Origin of the sequence: Neobacillus novalis NBRC 102450, assembly GCF_001591805.1 — a bacterium.
Taxonomy (GTDB): domain Bacteria; phylum Bacillota; class Bacilli; order Bacillales; family Cytobacillaceae; genus Neobacillus; species Neobacillus novalis.
This window is the reverse complement of the sequence record NZ_BCVP01000009.1, coordinates 397,097-415,584: the sequence shown is the minus strand read 5'-3', so window position 1 is coordinate 415,584 and position 18,488 is coordinate 397,097. Positions and strand designations below refer to the sequence as shown.

Annotated in this window: 17 protein-coding genes; 3 read left to right on the top strand and 14 right to left on the bottom strand. The window is 38.8% G+C overall.

The features are described 5' to 3' along the window. Positions 1 to 164: 164 nt before the first annotated feature. The 8 genes from BANVL01_RS07905 to BANVL01_RS26635 form a co-directional block, all read right to left on the bottom strand. A complete protein-coding gene (locus BANVL01_RS07905) occupies positions 165 to 2,444 on the bottom strand; it encodes an FIMAH domain-containing protein (protein WP_066083740.1) in 2,280 nt (759 codons plus the stop codon). 120 nt (positions 2,445 to 2,564) lie between these two features. Beyond that, positions 2,565 to 3,158 (bottom strand): CalY family protein, encoded by a 594-nt coding sequence (locus BANVL01_RS07900; RefSeq protein ID WP_066083737.1) that lies wholly within the window; start codon positions 3,156 to 3,158, stop codon positions 2,565 to 2,567. Positions 3,159 to 3,565: 407 nt separating this feature from the next. After that, on the bottom strand, positions 3,566 to 4,429 hold the full coding sequence (locus tag BANVL01_RS07895) for an ABC transporter permease (protein WP_066096193.1): 864 nt from the start codon (positions 4,427 to 4,429) through the stop codon (positions 3,566 to 3,568). Between the two features lie 50 nt (positions 4,430 to 4,479). Beyond that, positions 4,480 to 5,487, bottom strand: a complete 1,008-nt coding sequence (locus tag BANVL01_RS07890; protein WP_066096190.1) for an ABC transporter permease — start codon at positions 5,485 to 5,487, stop codon at positions 4,480 to 4,482. 80 nt (positions 5,488 to 5,567) lie between these two features. Further along, a complete protein-coding gene (locus tag BANVL01_RS07885) occupies positions 5,568 to 7,196 on the bottom strand; it encodes an ABC transporter substrate-binding protein (protein ID WP_066083736.1) in 1,629 nt (542 codons plus the stop codon). A 44-nt stretch (positions 7,197 to 7,240) separates the two neighbouring features. Further along, positions 7,241 to 8,209 carry an ABC transporter ATP-binding protein gene (locus BANVL01_RS07880; RefSeq protein WP_066083734.1) on the bottom strand — a complete coding sequence of 323 codons (969 nt, stop codon included), beginning with the start codon at positions 8,207 to 8,209 and terminating at the stop codon, positions 7,241 to 7,243. Next, complete coding sequence (locus BANVL01_RS07875; RefSeq protein ID WP_066083732.1) at positions 8,190 to 9,203, bottom strand: ABC transporter ATP-binding protein; 1,014 nt, start codon at positions 9,201 to 9,203, stop codon at positions 8,190 to 8,192. Before BANVL01_RS07875 ends, BANVL01_RS07880 begins: the two co-directional genes overlap by 20 nt. A gap of 155 nt (positions 9,204 to 9,358) precedes the next feature. Beyond that, a complete protein-coding gene (locus tag BANVL01_RS26635) occupies positions 9,359 to 9,508 on the bottom strand; it encodes an anti-repressor SinI family protein (protein WP_082804905.1) in 150 nt (49 codons plus the stop codon). A gap of 354 nt (positions 9,509 to 9,862) precedes the next feature. Between BANVL01_RS26635 and BANVL01_RS07870 the strand changes: the two genes are divergently transcribed. Continuing rightward, positions 9,863 to 10,192, top strand: a complete 330-nt coding sequence (locus BANVL01_RS07870; RefSeq protein ID WP_066083731.1) for a helix-turn-helix domain-containing protein — start codon at positions 9,863 to 9,865, stop codon at positions 10,190 to 10,192. Between the two features lie 51 nt (positions 10,193 to 10,243). Here the strand turns inward: BANVL01_RS07870 and sinI are convergent, their stop codons facing one another. From sinI to BANVL01_RS07845, 6 genes are all read right to left on the bottom strand, one after another. Next, positions 10,244 to 10,369, bottom strand: a complete 126-nt coding sequence (sinI, locus tag BANVL01_RS26630) for a DNA-binding anti-repressor SinI (protein ID WP_156482220.1) — start codon at positions 10,367 to 10,369, stop codon at positions 10,244 to 10,246. Between the two features lie 320 nt (positions 10,370 to 10,689). Next, complete coding sequence (locus BANVL01_RS07865) at positions 10,690 to 11,454, bottom strand: MerR family transcriptional regulator (protein WP_066083729.1); 765 nt, start codon at positions 11,452 to 11,454, stop codon at positions 10,690 to 10,692. A 111-nt stretch (positions 11,455 to 11,565) separates the two neighbouring features. Further along, positions 11,566 to 12,315 carry an ABC transporter ATP-binding protein gene (locus tag BANVL01_RS07860; RefSeq protein ID WP_066083728.1) on the bottom strand — a complete coding sequence of 250 codons (750 nt, stop codon included), beginning with the start codon at positions 12,313 to 12,315 and terminating at the stop codon, positions 11,566 to 11,568. Further along, a complete protein-coding gene (locus BANVL01_RS07855) occupies positions 12,312 to 13,466 on the bottom strand; it encodes an ABC transporter permease (RefSeq protein WP_066083727.1) in 1,155 nt (384 codons plus the stop codon). Before BANVL01_RS07855 ends, BANVL01_RS07860 begins: the two co-directional genes overlap by 4 nt. After that, a complete protein-coding gene (locus tag BANVL01_RS07850) occupies positions 13,460 to 14,659 on the bottom strand; it encodes an ABC transporter permease (protein WP_066083724.1) in 1,200 nt (399 codons plus the stop codon). The genes BANVL01_RS07855 and BANVL01_RS07850 overlap by 7 nt, the downstream gene beginning before the upstream one ends. A gap of 2 nt (positions 14,660 to 14,661) precedes the next feature. Then, positions 14,662 to 16,431 carry a zinc ribbon domain-containing protein gene (locus BANVL01_RS07845; RefSeq protein WP_066083722.1) on the bottom strand — a complete coding sequence of 590 codons (1,770 nt, stop codon included), beginning with the start codon at positions 16,429 to 16,431 and terminating at the stop codon, positions 14,662 to 14,664. A 247-nt stretch (positions 16,432 to 16,678) separates the two neighbouring features. Between BANVL01_RS07845 and BANVL01_RS07840 the strand changes: the two genes are divergently transcribed. Further along, the gene (locus tag BANVL01_RS07840; protein WP_066083721.1) at positions 16,679 to 17,050 is read left to right on the top strand and encodes a DoxX family protein; all 372 of its coding nucleotides are present in this window, start codon (positions 16,679 to 16,681) and stop codon (positions 17,048 to 17,050) included. Positions 17,051 to 17,192: 142 nt separating this feature from the next. After that, a complete protein-coding gene (locus BANVL01_RS07835; protein ID WP_066083717.1) occupies positions 17,193 to 18,305 on the top strand; it encodes a GIY-YIG nuclease family protein in 1,113 nt (370 codons plus the stop codon). Positions 18,306 to 18,488 lie beyond the last annotated feature (183 nt).

The following is an 18,488-nucleotide window of genomic DNA, read 5'->3' as shown; positions in this document are numbered from 1 at the left end:
TCTCCTCCTTAAGTTTTTTCCCCTTTTTCAGGGCTTTTTTTTGAAAAGCGGCCGATATAACCGATATAGAAAATTGAAAACCCCGTATAGATGCCCACGATATTTATTACCCGCTGTGCCAGGCGCACCGGCACAGAAGGTATTTACAAAACAGTGAATCTAACCTATTGCCAGACCTGAATCATTGCATCGACATTTGCTTTCAAACTGTTATATGCTTTCTCAGAGATTGCATTCGTATTTTTATTTTGATCCAACAGTACTTTAAAGCCATTCATTTGTTTGACAACTTTGTCCGCAGATCCTGTCTTTTCAAATTGGGCAACGCCCGCCAAATGAATTTTCAAAGCTTGCGCTGCTCCAGCTTTGAAGGCTCCCGCCTTGTCAAAGCTATCAATAACAAAACTTAGACCGGTTGCGCTTAAGCTGCTCGGCAAAACATTGGTTTCGGTTACGCTTTGCTTGGCATCAGTCTCTGAAGTAGCCGTGAAAGTAAGGTTAGCCGGAGCTGTCTTGCCCTTCGGAATTTTTACGTATACAGGTACATCGACAGTTTTACCAGGCTCCACAGCCAATACGTTGTGATCAAGCTGAACTGTCCAATCAGCACCTGCGGAAGCGTTGACACGAATAAGATCCTTTGCTTCACCTGTATTAGTGACATTAAAATGATAGACTGCCACTTTGCCCTCAACTGCAGGTTGTACAGTACTAGCGCTTACATTCACTCCGCGTTTGTAGGCACCTGCGCCGTCAGTGTTACGGACGGCAACCTGATAATGAAGTGCGCCGTCCGCATCCTTGGATTTCCCTAAAATATAGAAATGAAGTTTATTGTACGGATCGATGTACTCACTGACAACTGTATCCTTGCCAATGGAACCATCGAATTTTCCACTGACCAAAGTTCCACCATTCCCTGCATGGAATAAAGCATCAAGAGCTTGCCGTGGGTCACCCTTGGTAACCATTGCTGTTGTGCCGTCAGGTCTTGTAAAGTCTTTTAGAGTGATATTCTCCGGATGTGAATCAACTACCCAAATGAACGGGGCACTCTCCGCATTTTTCGTCTTTGCAATCAATACACCGGAATCGGCTGCGAAGGAATCCGCACCTACGCGGTCTACCACTTCAATAGTGTAGTTATTGTACACTGCTCTTGAAGGCATATCGTTACGCCAGTCGCCTGTTAGGTAATTAGTTGGCGTTGCATCTGTCATGCTAATGTTGATACCGTGGAGTCCAGTTCTGCCATATTTACTTCCAACCGGTATTTCACGCCCAATAATATCCGCAAACAGCGGTCCAGACACTTTTAAATCATTATTGTTTAGCTGCAGGATTTCATTATTGGAAAGGAATCCCTGTTTCATTTTATTTCGCAGCATATGTGGTGCCGGCATGGTAGAACCCTGGGAAGCTGGAATCATCCAGCGGGTGTGCGTTCCACCTGGACCATTGAATGCACCGCGGCTCATCGTTTCCCAATAACCAGAATAAGTTCGAGGGTCTAATGCCGCATTATTGTAATTATCGCCAAGCCCCTTAACATGGCCAAATTCGTGAGCAAATACGGACATGCCATCACTTTCGCCTTGAATAGAAAGATTAATCTTTTTGCCGTTGAGCGTTGAACTCGACATGGCAGACCAAATACTTTTGCCTGCTAGCCAGGAAGTCCATGGCACATAACGGGTGCTCGTCCAGTTTGGCATGTCTTCAAATCCCGGCAAACCCTTTGGTCCAAACGCTTCGGGTATTGCTTCTTTATTCGGAAACATCATTTCACCAAGTTCCTGCCATATGGTTGATTCGTCATAGCCGGCATGAACGATGAACGCAAAGTCATAGTCTTTTCCAGATGCTAATATATCGTTTGCCGCTGCTTGCAAACCATCATTAAAAAGGTTTCCAACTTTATATTGCTTTGGCAGGTAGCCAGAATTAAAACTGTCAAGCCCGTACTCAAATTCATTTTTACTCAAACGATAGACGCCATAAGAATCAAATGTTACGCCCCATTTTCCGTAGGAATTCTCTTTCCAAAACCCATCAATGGTCTGGTAATGGTTCATTTCACTTGGGACATTCAGGTAATTTTTCCAAAACTCCGGAAGGTCCTCGCGAGAAATGGCATTGATTTGTGGATTACCCGCTGGGTCAGACCCCTTAGGTTTGGTCAAGATAAAATCTTGATCGGGGAAGTCTACTAAAATCAATGCCCCTTTAAGACCTATTTCCGGCTGAATATTATCGGTGCTCCAGTTAATGCCCGGAACCGGTTTATAATCATTCCATGTCATATTCTCTGGATTCACCCATGACTGGGGATCCATATGACCAGGCATTTTGTCTAGCCCTGGGTCCGCTGCAAAAGCGGATGTTGAAGACATCGCAAGCAATATCGTGGTTGATAATGCGGCAAACTTAGTTCTCAACTTCAAAGTAATTTTCCTCCCTATTGGATAATAACCTACTTTTTATGTAGGTATTTGTTTTCAAACTCTCCCTGATGATCCTTCCTACAATTCTATTATTTTTAAGTTGGCAAAAATCACATAGATTTATTTTGCATCCCCAGCCATTTGTGATGCGATAAATGTCCAATCAAGTTTAAGAGTGTCACCTTGGAAAATGTTTTGATCCTGGCCGTTATCTAAGAAGTCAAACTGTACCCATAGGTCATTTACTGCACCAGGTTCAAGTCCACTATTTTTCTTAAAAAATGGATCTAAAATGGACTTCTGAACAAGATCTGGGCTCATTGCTTTTAAATCTGCCAGTGTCGTTTCAAAAATAGGTTCATTTTCTTTGTCCCAATTCCATAAGAATCTCACCATAATATGTTTTCCGAAATCTGCAGCACCATTGTCACCTTTAACATCAATGACCGTATAATCCGTTTTTAATTTCACATCTTTGATTTTCAATGAGCCCTTGTTGGCTAATTTGAAATCACGTACCATCGTGTCGCCAGGTTTAAGATCTTTAAGGTTAACAAGCATACCAGGATCAACAGATAAATCCAATGTACCTGCAGCAAATGTATTATGCGTTACTTCTGTATCGCTGAAGAATGCATATGTACCTCCGCCAATTAAAGATAATCCTAGTGCTGCTGATGCTAAACCTAAACCAAATTTTTTCTTAATACTCACTTTGTTTCCTCCTCTATTTTTGTGAATTGCCTAAATATTAATCCTACCGCCATCTCACTAGCATTCTACTAGTTATGCATTACATATATACCTATTAAGACTTTCGATCACCTCACCTCTAATTAAAGTAGTAACTAGTCTGGTGATAGTAAAAATAAACACCATTTTTTATTGAGGTTCTATCATTTCTTTATAAAGAACGCCCAAGAAAAGTATAACCTGTTTTTATATGTTTTTAAAGTTGGGAATACAAACATTTTTCCTTTATAAAGTACAATTTCCTTCGTTTTTTGAGTTATTTCTTTCTTTTTCCCCATTTTTTGAAAAATTTATATATTCAGTAAAAATTTATCTCAAAATTCCCCAATGTCCAATAAAAGAAGAGACTCAAGTTTGAGTCTCTTCTTTTATTGCTTCATTTTCGGATCAAGAACATCTCGTAAACCATCACCCATTAAGTTGAACCCGAGCACTGTCAGCATAATCGCCATACCTGGAAAAAATAATGTCCAAGGTGCATTTGTAATGTAGTTTTTAGAATCCGCAAGCATTTTCCCCCACTCAGGTGTAGGGGCTGTTGCGCCCAATCCAAGAAATCCAAGTGCCGCCGCCTCAATTATTGCGGTTGCAATGGCCAATGTTGCTTGAACAATCACTGGCGAAATACTATTCGGCAAAATATGGCGAAGGAGAATCCGGGCATCTAACATTCCAACCGCTTTAGCCGCCATTATATACTCTTCTTGTTTTACACTTAGAACCCTTGAACGGACTAATCGCCCAAAATTCGGAATATTGATCACAGCTATCGCAATAAGTGCATTTTGTAATGAAGGACCCAATATTGCAACAACCGCAATCGCCAATAGAATACTTGGGAAAGCTAGCATAATATCGAAAATACGGGAGATTAAGGTGTCAACAAAGCGGCCATAGTATCCTGCCACAATGCCAAGAGTCGTTCCCACTACCACAGAACCTAATACAGAGAAGAAACCAACCCATAGAGAAATACGCGCACCGTATAACACTCGTGAAAAGATATCCCGGCCAAAATCATCTGTCCCGAACCAATGCTTGCTCGAAGGTGCCTGCATCCGTTCAGCCATTATCTGGTCTTTAAAACTATATGGAGCAATCCACGGGGAAACAAGCGCGATTACGATAAAAAAGATAACAATACCTAAGCCAATGACCGCCAATTTATTTTTATAAAAGGACTGCCATGCCTCCTTCCACGGAGGTGTCAGTTTTTCTTGGATGGGGGTCATAGTAATTTCTGCCGAATTTTTTACAATCTCTGCCACTGCTGTTACCTCCTTTATTTCGAATATTTAATTCTAGGATCGACCAAGACATACAATAGATCCACAATTAAATTTATTAATACAAAGATAGCGGCGATTATTAGAATTCCAGACTGGATGACAGGATAATCACGAAAAGTAATCGCATCATATAAATACCGTCCAATCCCTGGCCAGCTGAAGATGGTCTCCGTCAGGATTGCTCCTCCCAATAAAAGGCCTGTCTGTAGACCGATTACCGTAAGAACCGGAATAATCGCATTTTTTAATGAGTGCTTATACACTACCCAAAACATTCTCAAACCCTTTGCCCTGGCTGTACGAATATAATCCGACTTCATTACCTCCAACATCGTGGCGCGAGTCATTCTCGCGATAATCGCCATCGGAATGGTCGCAAGTGCAGCACTCGGCATTACCAGATGCTTAACAGCGGTGATAAAATGATCCATCCTGCCTTGCAAAAGTGTATCAATCAAATAGAAATTGGTAATTGCTGTAATGGGATCCCTTACATTTTCTCTTCCGGTCGTTGGTAGCCAGTTTAATTCAATAGAAAAAACCCATTGCTCCATTAAACCTAACCAAAAAATTGGCATGGATACACCAATTAGGGCCAATACCATTGCTACATAATCAAACCATGATTTGGAAAACCATGCACTAATAATCCCTGCATTTACCCCTATAACGATAGCAATAAACATCGCCACGATTGTTAATTCAGCCGTTGCTGTCAAATATGGCCATATTTCTTCATTAATAGGTCCTCTCGTCCTTAGAGAATTACCCAAATCCCCATGAATGAGATTGTTAAGATAATCAAAGTATTGTATGTACCAAGGCTTGTCCAAGCCTAATTGTTTGGTTACTTCCGCAATTGCCTGCTCAGTTGCTCTTTGCCCTAGAATTACCTGCGCAGGATTCCCTGGAATGGCATGAATAATGGCAAAAACAATGAGGGTCATACCGAGTAAGACGGGAATTAACGAAAATATTCTTCTAGCTGTATACGTAAGCAGCTTAATCACCTCTTCTTTTAAAATTATTTTAACGTTGTTAACAAAAGGGGAGGCAAAGTTACCCCCCCTTTCTCCTGTGATTATTTAAATTCAACTTTGAGTAGGGACTCAGAACCGGTTGGGTGCGGCAAGTAGTTCTGTACGTCTTTAGCTGCAGCCAATAATGGTGTTGAGTGAACAAGTGGAACCCATGGTGCGTCTTCATGGATGATTTCTTGAGCTTTCTTATATAGATCATTGCGTTTAGTTTGATCTGTTTCGGTTTGTGCTTCAATTAAAATATTATGGAGCTCGTCATTGCTGTACTGAGCGTAGTTATTACTTCCAATGCTGTCTTTATCAAGCAATGTATAGATGAAGTTATCAGGGTCTCCATTGTCACCTGTCCAGCCTAGCATAAAGATGCCAAACTCTCCTTTTCTTGCCTTTTCTAAATAAGTAGCCCAGTCGACAGATTGGATATTTGCTTTAATTCCAACTTTGCTTAAACTTTCTTGGATAACCTCTGCGACCTTTTGTGCTTCAGGCATATATGGGCGTGCAACAGGCATTGCCCATAGGTCTATTTCAAATCCTTTTTCTAACCCTGCTTCTTTCAATAATGCTTTCGCTTTTTCTAAATCGTATGTGTATTCTTCAATAGCATCGTTATACCCTTCAATAGAAGGAGGCATTGGGTTCTTGGCTGGAAGAGCCTTTCCGCCGTAAAACGCATCAATAATTGTTTTCTTATCAACTGCATGGTTAATCGCTTGGCGGACAAGCTTATTATCCAATGGTTTTTTCGTTGTATTCAAACCAATATATCCAATGTTGTTAGACGGACGCTCAATTACTTGAAGATCTGGGTTATTCTTAACGGTATCCTCATCAGAATTGTTCAAACCGTCCATCACATCGATCTCGCCTTTTGCAAGAGCGTTAAGACGCGCAGCATTTTCTGGAATAACACGGAAAATAAGTTTGTTTAACTTTGGCAGACCTTGTTGCCAATAATCCGGGTTTTTCTCAAGGACAATCTTGTCGTTTTGTTTCCATTCGACGAATTTGAATGGACCAGTGCCGACAGGGTTGTTCCTAAAATCATCGCCATACTTCTCAATAGCTGCCGGGCTGGCAATACCAAACGCAGACATCGCTATGTTTTTAAGGAACGGAGCTTGCGGCCTTTTCAAATCAAATTCTACGGTATTTTCATCAACTGCTTTAACTTCTTTAATTACGTGCCCTTCATCTTTCTTATAGCCGCCAAACATCGAATAGTAAGGGAATTGCTCGTCATTCCCGTTCATCCAGCGATTGAAGTTATAGACAACTGCATCTGCATTAAAATCAGTGCCATCATGGAATTTAACACCTTTGCGAAGATGGAAGGTATACTTTAACTTATCGTCAGATACATCCACTTTTTCCGCAAGCCCTGGATTAATCGTAGTATCCTGATCCCCGTAATTTAACAATGTTTCATAAATGTTAATTGTTACTTTATAGGCTTCCCCTTCAGTCGTAGTAATCGGGTCCAGGGAAGTGGAATCTCCACCGCGACCATAAACAAGCGTATCCTTCTTGGAACCGCCTTCACTAGATGTTGTTGGAGTCTCTTTTTTTCCACCTGTTTCCTTTGAATTGTTGCTGCATCCTACTAGGAACATACTAATAGCTAGCAAGGAAATTAGCAGCATTTTAAATGTGGTACTTTTCTTTTTCATTTTTTACCCCCTGTGTTGTTTTATTTATCATTTAACGTTTCATCTCACCCATTAAATAAGTGACATGCCACATAATGACCATTAAGATTGTGTTCCTCTGGTCTGGTAGATTTACAAATATTCATGCACTCAACGCATCTTGTATGAAATGCACAGCCAGATGGTGGATTGGCAGGACTCGGCAGCTCTCCTTCGATTAAAAAAGTTTTCTTTTTTATATCAGGATCAGGTACCGGAACTGCTGAAAGGAGTGCTTTTGTATAGGGATGTTTTGGATTTTCGTAAAGTTCTTCACTTTCTGCTAACTCTATTAATCTACCTAAATACATCACGCCGACACGATCACTAATATGTCGTACAACCCCTAAATCATGCGCAATAAATATGTACGTAAGCTGAAATTCCTTCTGAATGTCCTTCATTAGGTTGAGAACCTGGGCCTGAATGGAAACGTCAAGGGCTGATACAGGTTCATCTGCAATAATCAGCTTCGGTTTTGTCATCAATGCTTTCGCAATTCCAATCCGCTGACGCTGCCCTCCGCTAAATTGGTGCGGGTACCTTTTCGCATGGTAACTGCTTAAGCCAACCACCTCGAGCATATCCTTCACTTGCTTTCTCCGTTCTTCTCTTGTCCCTATTCCATGTACAATAAGGGGTTCCTCAAGGATTTGTTCGATAGAGTGCCTTGGGTTTAACGAGGCATATGGATCCTGGAACACCATCTGGATATCTCTCCGGGTTTTTCTTAATTCTGACTTTGACATGCTGGTAATCTCTTTATCTTCAAAAACAATCTTTCCGTCACTCGCCTCAATCAATCTCATAAGTAAGCGGCCAGTTGTCGATTTCCCGCAACCGCTTTCACCAACAATACCCAATGTTTCGCCTTTTTTCACAAAAAATGAAACATCATCAACCGCTTTGACTTCGCCTTGTTTTCTTCCTAAAAAGCCGCCAGTAATCGGAAAATATTTTTTAAGTCCATTTACCTCAAGAAGTAACTCCGACATGTTTGTCACTCCTTTCATTTAATGTATGTAAGAAACAGCGCACTTCATGTCCGTCTTTTTCTGTTTTAAATAATTCTGGTGATTCCTCGCGGCATTTGCCGAATACTTCCGCACATCTTGCAGCGAATCTGCATCCCTTAAGGGTAGTACCTGGGGAAGGGACAGTTCCCGGGATACTGTAGAGGCGGTCTTTTTTTCCTCTTAGATCAGGTACGGATTTTAACAGGCCTTTTGTATATGGATGCTGCGGGTCTTTTAAGATTTTACGTACGTCACCCTGTTCAACGATTTGACCGGAATACATAACAATTACTCGTTCGCAAATTTCTGCTACCACACCTAAATCGTGTGTAATGAGAATAATAGAGGTATTTGTTTTTTTATTCAGATCCTTCATTAAGGCGAGGATTTGTGCTTGAATCGTTACATCGAGAGCTGTTGTAGGCTCATCCGCAATCAGTACCTTAGGATTACAGGCCATGGCCATGGCAATCATAACACGCTGTCTCATACCACCAGATAATTGGTGAGGATGCTCTTTTAAAATCCCTTCTGCCCTCGGAATACCGACCAACTTTAATAATTCGATACTTCGTACTATTGATTGTGCCTTTGTTAGATCTGTATGTAATCGGATAGCTTCCAATAACTGATTGCCTATCGTAAACAGCGGATTTAATGACGTCATCGGCTCCTGGAATATCATTGATATCTGATTTCCACGGATTTTCCGCCATTCTTTTTCGGAAATATTTTTTAGATCTTTTCCTTCAAAAAAAATTTCACCATTCTCGATTTTACCTGGCGGGGAAGGAATCAACCCCATCGTCGCTAAAGAGGTAACACTCTTACCACTCCCAGATTCGCCAACAATACCAAGAATTTCTCCATTTTTTAAATCAAAACTAATACCATCCACTGCTGGGATGAATTTTTTTCCTGATTGAAACGATACCTTTAAGTCTTTTATTTGTAGAATTGGTTCTTTACTCATATACACACCTACCTGACAGTTCTGTTATCAAACACTTCTCTGAAATATCAAAATTCACTGAGTTTTATGATTACTCTATCATACTTTACAATCGTATTTTGTCGAAATTTGTAAGGGTAATAAAAACTTTTTCATAAATAGCCATCGCTGTAAAATTAATGACTATCCATAAGAATATCTTTCACTCCATTTTGTATTAGGAATTCTCTAATCTCTTCTTTCACTATTCCTATATTCTTAGCTTCAAGTATTAGTTGCAGCCATTCTTGATCAATTTCCTCTAATCCTGCTTTTCTATTAATCACACTTTCTTCCCCCCAAAATACAAATCGTGTCCAGACAATCAGTCATCTCAATATTTATTTTTTTGGCCTCTCCCTAAACCTAGTCGTACATTAGTGCTGATATTATTGTTCAATTTACCAATATATGAGTTTAGTATAGTCCAAATGTATCATTTTTAAAAATTCTGAATTCTGCCATTTCTTCGTTTTAAAGAACATTTTTCTTTAATTTTCTCTGCGTATCTCTATTTATCTCATTATTTCATATCTTTTTAATATTAGATTTGTTCTTTATAATGAAATGAGAGATGCTAACTTAACCTTTAATAGCAATGATTGTTCCAATTAATTTATGATAAAAGGAGAAATATACATATGATAGGAATTCGCGTTAAACTCTTGAGAATGCAAACTGGGTGTTCCATTACTGAACTTTCTAAAAAATCTAGGGTATCTAAATCATATTTAAGTTGTATTGAAAGAGGAATTCAAAAGAATCCGTCCCTGCTTGTACTATCTAGATTGGCAAAGTCGCTTGGTACTAACGTGGAGAACCTATTAGACCAAAAACAAGGGGGAGATACTTCAAGTAAACATAATATTGATGATGATTGGGTTCAACTAGTACATGATGCCGTGCTGCAAGGGATTACTAAGGAAGACTTCGCCTTTTACTTGGAATTCATTAAATTCACGAAAAAGTGAGATGGAAATGTATAAAATGCAGCAGAGAGGCATGCTTCTATGTTTACAGGACTACACCTTCTTTTTATTTTGATTTAGAAATTCTCTTATTTCTCCTTTCTTTATTCCTATTTTATTTGCTTCTATGAATAACTGAATCCATTCTAGATCAATTTCCTCTAATTCTTCCTTTGTCATAATCACGCTCTTCCCCCCCTAAAATATCCTAATATATATGTATTTTACTATCTATGTATCACCAATGTTGTCACTATTTGTCTAATGTTAAAATATTTTTAATCGTGTTAATATTTAAATTATTACTTAATCTTTCAAGTTAGAAAAGAAACTCAGATGACTTTTCGACTCGGCACCCCTGGATGTTTTGGGACAAAGTCGTAAGACTACCACTGCAAGAAGGCACTTTTACCTTCTTTAGGGCACGGCTTACGACTTTAGCCCCTAAAAGCCGCAACTAGACACGCTTATGACTCCGAGTCGTAGAATTCACGTTGGACTTAATGTTTCAACCCAGTGTAAATGAGAATGGCATCTCTTAAAAACTCCGCTGTCCCTGGCTGTTCTTTATCATAATAGGCTGTGAATCTCTCATCATCGACATACATTTGCGCAAGACCGGCATGGGCCTCCTTGCTGTATTCATTCCAATAGTAGCAAAGCCATTGCTTGTGCAGTTCGGCTGCTTTTTGAGCCAATTCACCAGCTGGATTTCCCGTTTTAAATGCTTCAGCTAATGTTACCGTTATTTGTTCCGCTAGAGCGGTTACCACATCATGTTGTACTTGAGTCATATTCTGTAATTTGGCATTAGACTTATCTACCGTATCGTTGCCATACTTTTGTCGTATTTCTTCCCCATATTTCTCCTCATTCTCATCAATCATTTTTTTCTTAAATCCCTCAAACTTTTCTTTATTTGACATGTCCATTCTCCCTTCCGTTAATGCGATAGTTTTATCGACATTAGCTATTAATAACTCCAACTGCTCTTTTTTCTCAAGGAGTTTTTTACGATGCTCTCTAAGTGCAGCAGCACCATCGAAAGAAGGAGCGGTGACAATTTCCTTTATGCTATCCAAACTGACTCCTAATTCCCTGTAAAAAAGGATTTGCTGCAGCCTGTCAACCTCCTTCTGCCCGTAAATGCGGTATCCTGATGAATTGATTCTTGCCGGCTTAAGAATGCCTATCTTGTCATAATACCGAAGCGTTCTGGTGCTAACCCCTGCCAAACTTCCCAGCTTTCGCACTGTATATTCCATCCGTTCACCTCCCTAAACTAAACGATACTCCTTTACGCAGCGTCAATGTCAACAACCATTATGCCTTTTTTTCTGAAAAAAATTCTGCAACTAAAAGCCGCTGCCTTTAATTTACGGCAGCGGCTTTTCAGCTCTCTCACTTTGTAACAAAAAATAAATTAATTTCTCGTCACTATTAGGCAAGAAACCTTTTCTTTTTACCATTTCTCTTGCCTCGGCTATTGTTCCCGAAAACTGAAGAACACCACTCTTTAAAACCCCAATCCGGTTACACAAGGAAAGTATCTCACTCATATCGTGAGTCGAATAAACAATCGTTTTTCCGTGGCAGGCTAAATCTCTAATATACTGATTAATCTCAAGCTTTGACTGAATATCGATTCCAACGGTTGGCTCATCCATAAGCAGAATATCCGGATTATGAATTAAGGCAGCAGCGATATTTAATTTCCGTTTCATGCCGCCAGATAAACTTGAAACCTTTTCATTCCATTTCTCCTCTAAACGGACGGTCCGACAAAGCTCATAAAGTTCCTCTTTAGACACCCGTTGTTTGGAGAATTTACTCCAAAAAATCAAGTTGTCCTTTACTGTTAAATGCTCCCATAATGCGACATCCTGCGGGACATAGCCAATTTGCTCCCTGACTAGTTTTGCTTGCTTTTTTAGGTCAAGGCCATTGATTTCGACCCTGCCGGCAGCAGGCTTGGAAATCGTGGACAAAATAGATAATAACGTCGATTTCCCTGCACCATTAGGGCCAAGGACACCGAATACCTCCCCTTTTTCTATCTTCAATGTCACACCTTGAAGTGAGGGTTTTTTGCCATAATATTTACTCACATTTTCAATTTGTATCATCGCTTTTCTCTTAACCTCCGAATCGCAAGCATCCATAAAACAATCGCTCCAGAAACAAAAAGCGGTGTATGAATTTTCACCTGATCATTACTTAACAGTAAATTCTGTGGAAAAAACATAGACAACTTTAATAGTGTGGACGAAAATTCCTGGACAGGAAAAAAGCTTCCGCCTAAAATTCCAATAATTATTACGAATAAAAAACTTACAATATAATAGCTGCCAATCTGCTTTGTAAAGCTCGCCGACCAAACGCTTAATGCCATACAGACGAACGGATAAACAATCATCAACATCAAAAGTTCAGGCCGCATCTGGATGATATTTATTTTTCCAAAAATATAAAAAGCCAGCATTGTCTGGAAGCTATGAAAAAGAAAAAGGGCACCTGTGCTTTGAAGCAGATAGGACACAAGTCCATGATAGGTGCTTTGAATTCTTAAAAACAAGACACCCTTCTCGCGGATGATCCAATCGGATGTTAAAAAGCAGCTTAACATGGTAAAAAAAGTCCACAGCCTCAGGTAAGGGGAATCCCCTAATTCCTTCCTATCCTCTCCTGATTCTTCTAAATAAAGTTGGTCATACTGAATTGTCATCAACGGCTCAGGTTCCCACTGACTATCCGTATAATGGTAGGCGGCATTCCAGGTTTTCGACTGGTCTATGTGAATATCTAAATTCTTAAATACCTTCACAACCCAATCTGCGGCTTTCACATCACTTGTTAATCGGGCCGTCTCACTAGCAATCACTTCTCTTACAATTCCTTCAGCTATGGAAGAAGGGGAAGTCCAAACATCAATAATTTCTTCACGTTGCCCGGTTAGCAGCCTCTTTTGGAACCCTTTTTTGATCACAAATACACTATCAACATCATTTTTCAGCAGCATTCGCTCAGCATTCTCACCTGAAACCTTATAAAGATGGAGTTTTGCTTGACTCGATATTCTGTCAACTAGTAATCTTGAAAAATCCGAATGATCTTCATCAATAATGGCTATCGGGATTTCAAGTTGTTTTTGGCCCTTTTCTACCATGTGACCCACAATAAGCGTTAATCCCAGTGGAACGAAAAAGATCAAGAGAAGGGACAGCGGGTGACGAAGAATCTCCCGAATTTTAAAATAGGTAATACTTAAATTCACCATTTACACCTTCTATTGCCTGTTTTTAAATAAACGGCGCTAAAAACCAAACAGGAAATTGTTATTAGCCCTAGCATTTGTATCGATTGAAGGGCTGTTGGATCAAAAATTCCCCTTAATGCCCAGCTGTTTATTGTGAACGTTCCGATTCGTTCTAACCAATCAGGAAAGTAGATGGCAGGGATAAAATGCCCTCCTGCTACTGATCCAACAATGATCAAGCCGATTCCGAGTAATAAAAACAATTGATCATTCGAGACTAGGACCGCAAGCATCATGAAAAAGGCGGAAAAAGTTAAAACAATAAGAACTATGTACAATAAGATACCGTTATTGAGCGCTGTGCTGCCAAACCACCAGGTAATTGGCAGGGATAGTAAATAACTAATCAGTGAAACACTGACAACAATAGCGGCAAAACCTGCGAATTTTTCTTTCCATTCCGTTATTCCTCTAGAATTGAGCCGATTTCGAAGGGGCGCATTTATTCTTCCTCGCAGTAAAACATGGAAGCCAAAGCTCCAGATTATGATTAAAAGAAGGTAAAATGAGATCACATAATATTGAAGAATGTCCTGTTGAAATAGGCTTTTCTTCTCTTTCATCTCGAATATTGTCCCCCTGCCAAGGATGTGAAGCGAGAATGATAAAAGACTTTTTTTAAACTCGGCATTCCGGACATTATTTGGAACATCTTCTTCAGCTAAAAAATGATCAATCGTATTAATTCCGCTTTGTGCAGCTGTAGTCAGTTTTGCTGCACTCTCCATTAAATGGCGGACTAATTGTGCTTGCAAGGGGCGCTTCCCATTTCCAATGACTTTTACAGGGGTGTTTCGTCCTTTTTTCACATCCCGGCTAAATCCATCTGGAATCACAATCATCGCTGCTACTTTGTTCTTTTTCATCAGCTTACTCGCTCTGGCATAATCCACGATAATTACCTTCGTTACTTTTGTAAGATGGCTGTTGTCTAGCAATTGCCCAATTACATACTTAGTTTCTAGTGTCTGGTCTTCATCCACAATGGCAATTTCAAAAAGCTGCACATGAGCTTCTTCGCTAAAAAGCTTGATGCAAACTAACCCTATGCCTGCAAAAAACAGCATAGGGGTTAGCAGTAATACCACGGTTATTTTCCAAGAATGTACCAAGGCTTTTAATTGAAAAAATAGTAAAGTGAAAAAATCCTTCATAATTAATAATCAGCTAATCCGAAATCCTCAAGTATACCTTCCATGCTGTTTTCCATTTCAAAGAGGATTTCATTAATATCATCATCTGTTAATTCAGCTACATTTTTCCCCTCACCTGCATTTAAACTTGGAAGTTTAATAGATTCTTTTAACTTCGTTTTTGCATCCACTGTCAGAGAAATGATTCCCGGTGAGGGCACGTCCTGAACATTAAGCTTAATATCAAATTTTTGATTGGAATATTTATCTTTCAAACTGATATCTTTCGTTTGATAAATACTTCCCTTGAAAGCTGGAACATCCCGAAATTGATCTCCCCCTAATCGCAGGTTAAAATCTCTTTCCACTGTTTGTTTGCTTGCGCTCTTTCCTTTAAATAATGAGTTCATAGTGAAATCCACTTTTGATTCAATGTCTCCTCGATTTTCGAAAGTGAATAGCACTTTTACGTCTTCTTTTCTTATCTCTTTATCCTTTGTAATCGTATTGGTATAGCGCAATTCCATTTTTCCTTCCGCTGCATCCTTAGGAGCTATTCCGATACTTACTTCTTCAAAAATCTTATTATTATTCAGAGGAACATGTTTTGTCTCGATGACAAACTTAGCAAACTCTTTATTTTCGCCTACAGCAAAGTTGATTTTACGGTCAATAATTTGTTTGTTTTTATCAATTAATAAGACATATTTGAAACCGTCTGGATAGTTAAGCCTGTTCATTTCCTTCTTCAATTCTTTTAAGCCTGAAATAAGCTCTTCTTTCACATATGCTTTATCTGTTAAATCCTTGCCAACCTGGTCATCTAACGAGGCAGCTTTAGCAACTTTCACAACGCGATCTGTAATTAATTTTTGTAATTCATCATCTTTTATTAATTGATCTAAAAAGCTGTTTATGAAAGCGTTCGTTTCTGCTGGAGAAAGTTTAAAGGTAATTTCCCGCAAGGAAAGTGATTCGCCTTCATGGTCAAACTTAACTCCTTTTTTTAGCGTAAAGTTTTCCTCTTTCATTGCGGTTAATAGGAATTTTGAGTATCGCTTTGTTAGGCTTTCTTTTTCCTTCTCGCTCAGCTTTAGTTCATTCCATTGTAAAGTATTTATTTCAAGTGTCTCTGGCCCCTGATAATATGGATTAACCTTCCGCATAAACTCGCCATATTGATTAAAGTTCAAGTAAAAAAATTGGTCATATATCTTCGGTATTTTTAAACCCGCCTGTTTTTTTGTTTGTACATACTCAACATCTAATGCTTTCGTTCCATCGATATTTAGTGCAACTGTAGAATGATTCGCTTGTTTAATTGGATCCTGATTTGTTTTGATAGTGATTGCTGACTGCTTTAATAATTCTAGTAACATTTCTTCTTGATAATCCATATTTCCTTCATCCAAATCTAAATTTCCAGAAAGCTTAATCTCTGAACTTGATGGACTTTCAAGAAGCTTTTCTTGAAATGCCAAATCATCTCCATACATTGTATTCCAATCGTCTGCCATTTGCTGATACGAGTTGTACTCGGAAAGTAAGAAAAGCTCTTTTGGACTATTATTTAAGAAAAACATTCCCACTGCTGTTCCCCCGCCGATTAAAACCAAGGCTGCAATGGTGATTAACACCCATTTTTTTGAGAAGTTAAATTTTGGTATTGTTCTAGTCTCAACGTATTCTAATGAAGAAGCTGTTTCCTCCATCTGTTCAACCGGCGCGCCGCAAGAATTACAGAACCTCCCTGCACCTGAAAGTTCCTTCCCGCAATTTCCGCAAAACTTCATTTCATATCCCCCTTAATTCTCTCTACTTATTACATGTAGAACGGTATATCCCTTGTTTATCATAAGAGAAGAAGGTCTATTTCACCATAGATTCGACAAAAATAGACAATTTCTGTAATGGAAAACTACTGATTTTGGCGAATGACCGTTATAGATTCCCTTTGTTAGAAATAGGTTTGCTTCATTTATGGTTTTTCAGTGCTTGTTTGTCCTATTTCTGCATAGAGTTTTACAAAGGAGGACGGACATGAACAATTACACTTCTTTAGCTTCAGATAAACTTATCCGCTATGCTGTTGCTTATGTCTTCATTACATCAGGATTAATGAAATTAATCAGTGCTGAATTAGCTAATGGTTTTCTGAGCTTAGGGCTTCCCTATCCACAAATATTGCTTAAGCTTGTAATATTGCTGGAGATAGGGTGTGGAATTCTAATACTGGTTAATAAAGCGGTTAAAAACGCAGTAATTCCTTTAATTGCGATTATGATTACAGCCCTTCTCTTAACAAAAATTCCAACACTACACACGGGCTTTGTACAATTTGCTTTTAACGCACGCTTAGATTTTGTTATGTTAGTTTTACTGATAATTCTATATAAACGATATCCAAAATGAGAAGGTTGACAATACGGACCATTCTATAAACTGCACCGGTAACTAGGCAGTTTTCTAGGATGGTTCTTTGAAGTTCTGCAGCAGATTCCATTCTTTGTGGTAAAATGATAAAGATTTAAGCTATAGGAAGGGACGTATTCCTATGAATTTAAAAGACAAAGTAAAAAACCTGCCCGCATCCCCCGGTGTTTACCTGATGAAAGATTCTTCTGCTAGAATCATTTACGTGGGGAAAGCAAAAAATTTAAAAAACAGAGTACAGACCTACTTTCAAAACTCTAAGTCCCACTCACAAAAGATAAAAAAGCTGCAAGCAAACATTAACGATTTCGAAATTATCCTCACAGATACAGAATTTGAAGCCTTTTTATTGGAATGTAAATTAATACAGGATATTAAACCATTATTTAATAAAAAAATGAAAAATCCGCAATCATACACCTATATCCTGATCGATATGAAAGAAGACACGCGTAAACTTGAAATAAGCAATAATCCCGAAAAGGGAGGCTATCTATCATTTGGGCCATTTACCAGTATACATTCAGTTGAAAAAGCCGTTCAAGGACTCAAAGAATTCTATCAAATAAGCTGCAGCAGTCCTGCAAATAAGCACAGTCCATGTTTGAATTTTTCCTTAGGATTATGCCTTGGAATGTGCACCGGGGCTCCACAAGCAATTGCCCAGTACAATTACATACTGAATAAAATCATCGCCTTGCTGAACGGTTCAGACACAAGTATTCTTGAAGAAATCAAACAAAGAATGTCACTTGCAGCCGAGGAATTTGATTTTGAGACTGCTGCAAAATATCGGAATTACCTCGATGCCATAAACTTTCTTATCAAAAAAGAAGCTGTCATTGGTTTCACAGAAGCTAATAAAAACATCGTCATCATAGAACCGTTAACTGAGGACACTATTAAACTATTTCTTATTAAGGGGAACATAGTTTTATTTAGTGAGAGATATTTGTTACCGGTCATAAACTTGGAGCAGCTGGTTCATGAGATAAAGATTGCTATTTTGAGCTATTTTAACTCTAAGGCACACCATTTATCGCAAAAAGTAAGCAAGAATGATATCGACAAAGCCCAGATTATCCATAGCTATTTAAAAAGCAGAAATTGCATCCATCGAATTATTCCGCAAAAATGGATAAAGACAAGGGATTCTGCCAAAATAGCTGAAGCCTTAACCAAAACCCTGGTTAAAGTGAAAACAAGGTTAGAAAAAACCAATCTTCTCTCATAATAATAAAGCCCTCGTTTGCAAATCAGACAAAGGGCTTTTCGTGTTTCCAAAAATAATCTAGTATTTTACAGATTACTAATTCTATTTATCTATTTAGAGCAAATAATTAGTCGTTTTCGAATTTATTTACTATTTCAAAAAAACTTTCTTTTTTTATTTTATTTCTTCGAAACCTTAGTAAAA

Bases quoted from the DNA above. Each gene is read 5' to 3' on its own strand.
- BANVL01_RS07895 (WP_066096193.1), bottom strand. From the start codon at position 4,429: ATGACCCCCATCCAAGAAAAACTGACACCTCCGTGGAAGGAGGCATGG.
- BANVL01_RS07885 (WP_066083736.1), bottom strand. From the start codon at position 7,196: ATGAAAAAGAAAAGTACCACATTTAAAATGCTGCTAATTTCCTTGCTA.
- BANVL01_RS07880 (WP_066083734.1), bottom strand. From the start codon at position 8,209: ATGTCGGAGTTACTTCTTGAGGTAAATGGACTTAAAAAATATTTTCCG.
- BANVL01_RS07875 (WP_066083732.1), bottom strand. From the start codon at position 9,203: ATGAGTAAAGAACCAATTCTACAAATAAAAGACTTAAAGGTATCGTTT.
- BANVL01_RS07870 (WP_066083731.1), top strand. From the start codon at position 9,863: ATGATAGGAATTCGCGTTAAACTCTTGAGAATGCAAACTGGGTGTTCC.
- sinI (WP_156482220.1), bottom strand. From the start codon at position 10,369: ATGACAAAGGAAGAATTAGAGGAAATTGATCTAGAATGGATTCAGTTA.
- BANVL01_RS07865 (WP_066083729.1), bottom strand. From the start codon at position 11,454: ATGGAATATACAGTGCGAAAGCTGGGAAGTTTGGCAGGGGTTAGCACC.
- BANVL01_RS07860 (WP_066083728.1), bottom strand. From the start codon at position 12,315: ATGATACAAATTGAAAATGTGAGTAAATATTATGGCAAAAAACCCTCA.
- BANVL01_RS07855 (WP_066083727.1), bottom strand. From the start codon at position 13,466: ATGGTGAATTTAAGTATTACCTATTTTAAAATTCGGGAGATTCTTCGT.
- BANVL01_RS07850 (WP_066083724.1), bottom strand. From the start codon at position 14,659: ATGAAGGATTTTTTCACTTTACTATTTTTTCAATTAAAAGCCTTGGTA.
- BANVL01_RS07845 (WP_066083722.1), bottom strand. From the start codon at position 16,431: ATGAAGTTTTGCGGAAATTGCGGGAAGGAACTTTCAGGTGCAGGGAGG.
- BANVL01_RS07840 (WP_066083721.1), top strand. From the start codon at position 16,679: ATGAACAATTACACTTCTTTAGCTTCAGATAAACTTATCCGCTATGCT.
- BANVL01_RS07835 (WP_066083717.1), top strand. From the start codon at position 17,193: ATGAATTTAAAAGACAAAGTAAAAAACCTGCCCGCATCCCCCGGTGTT.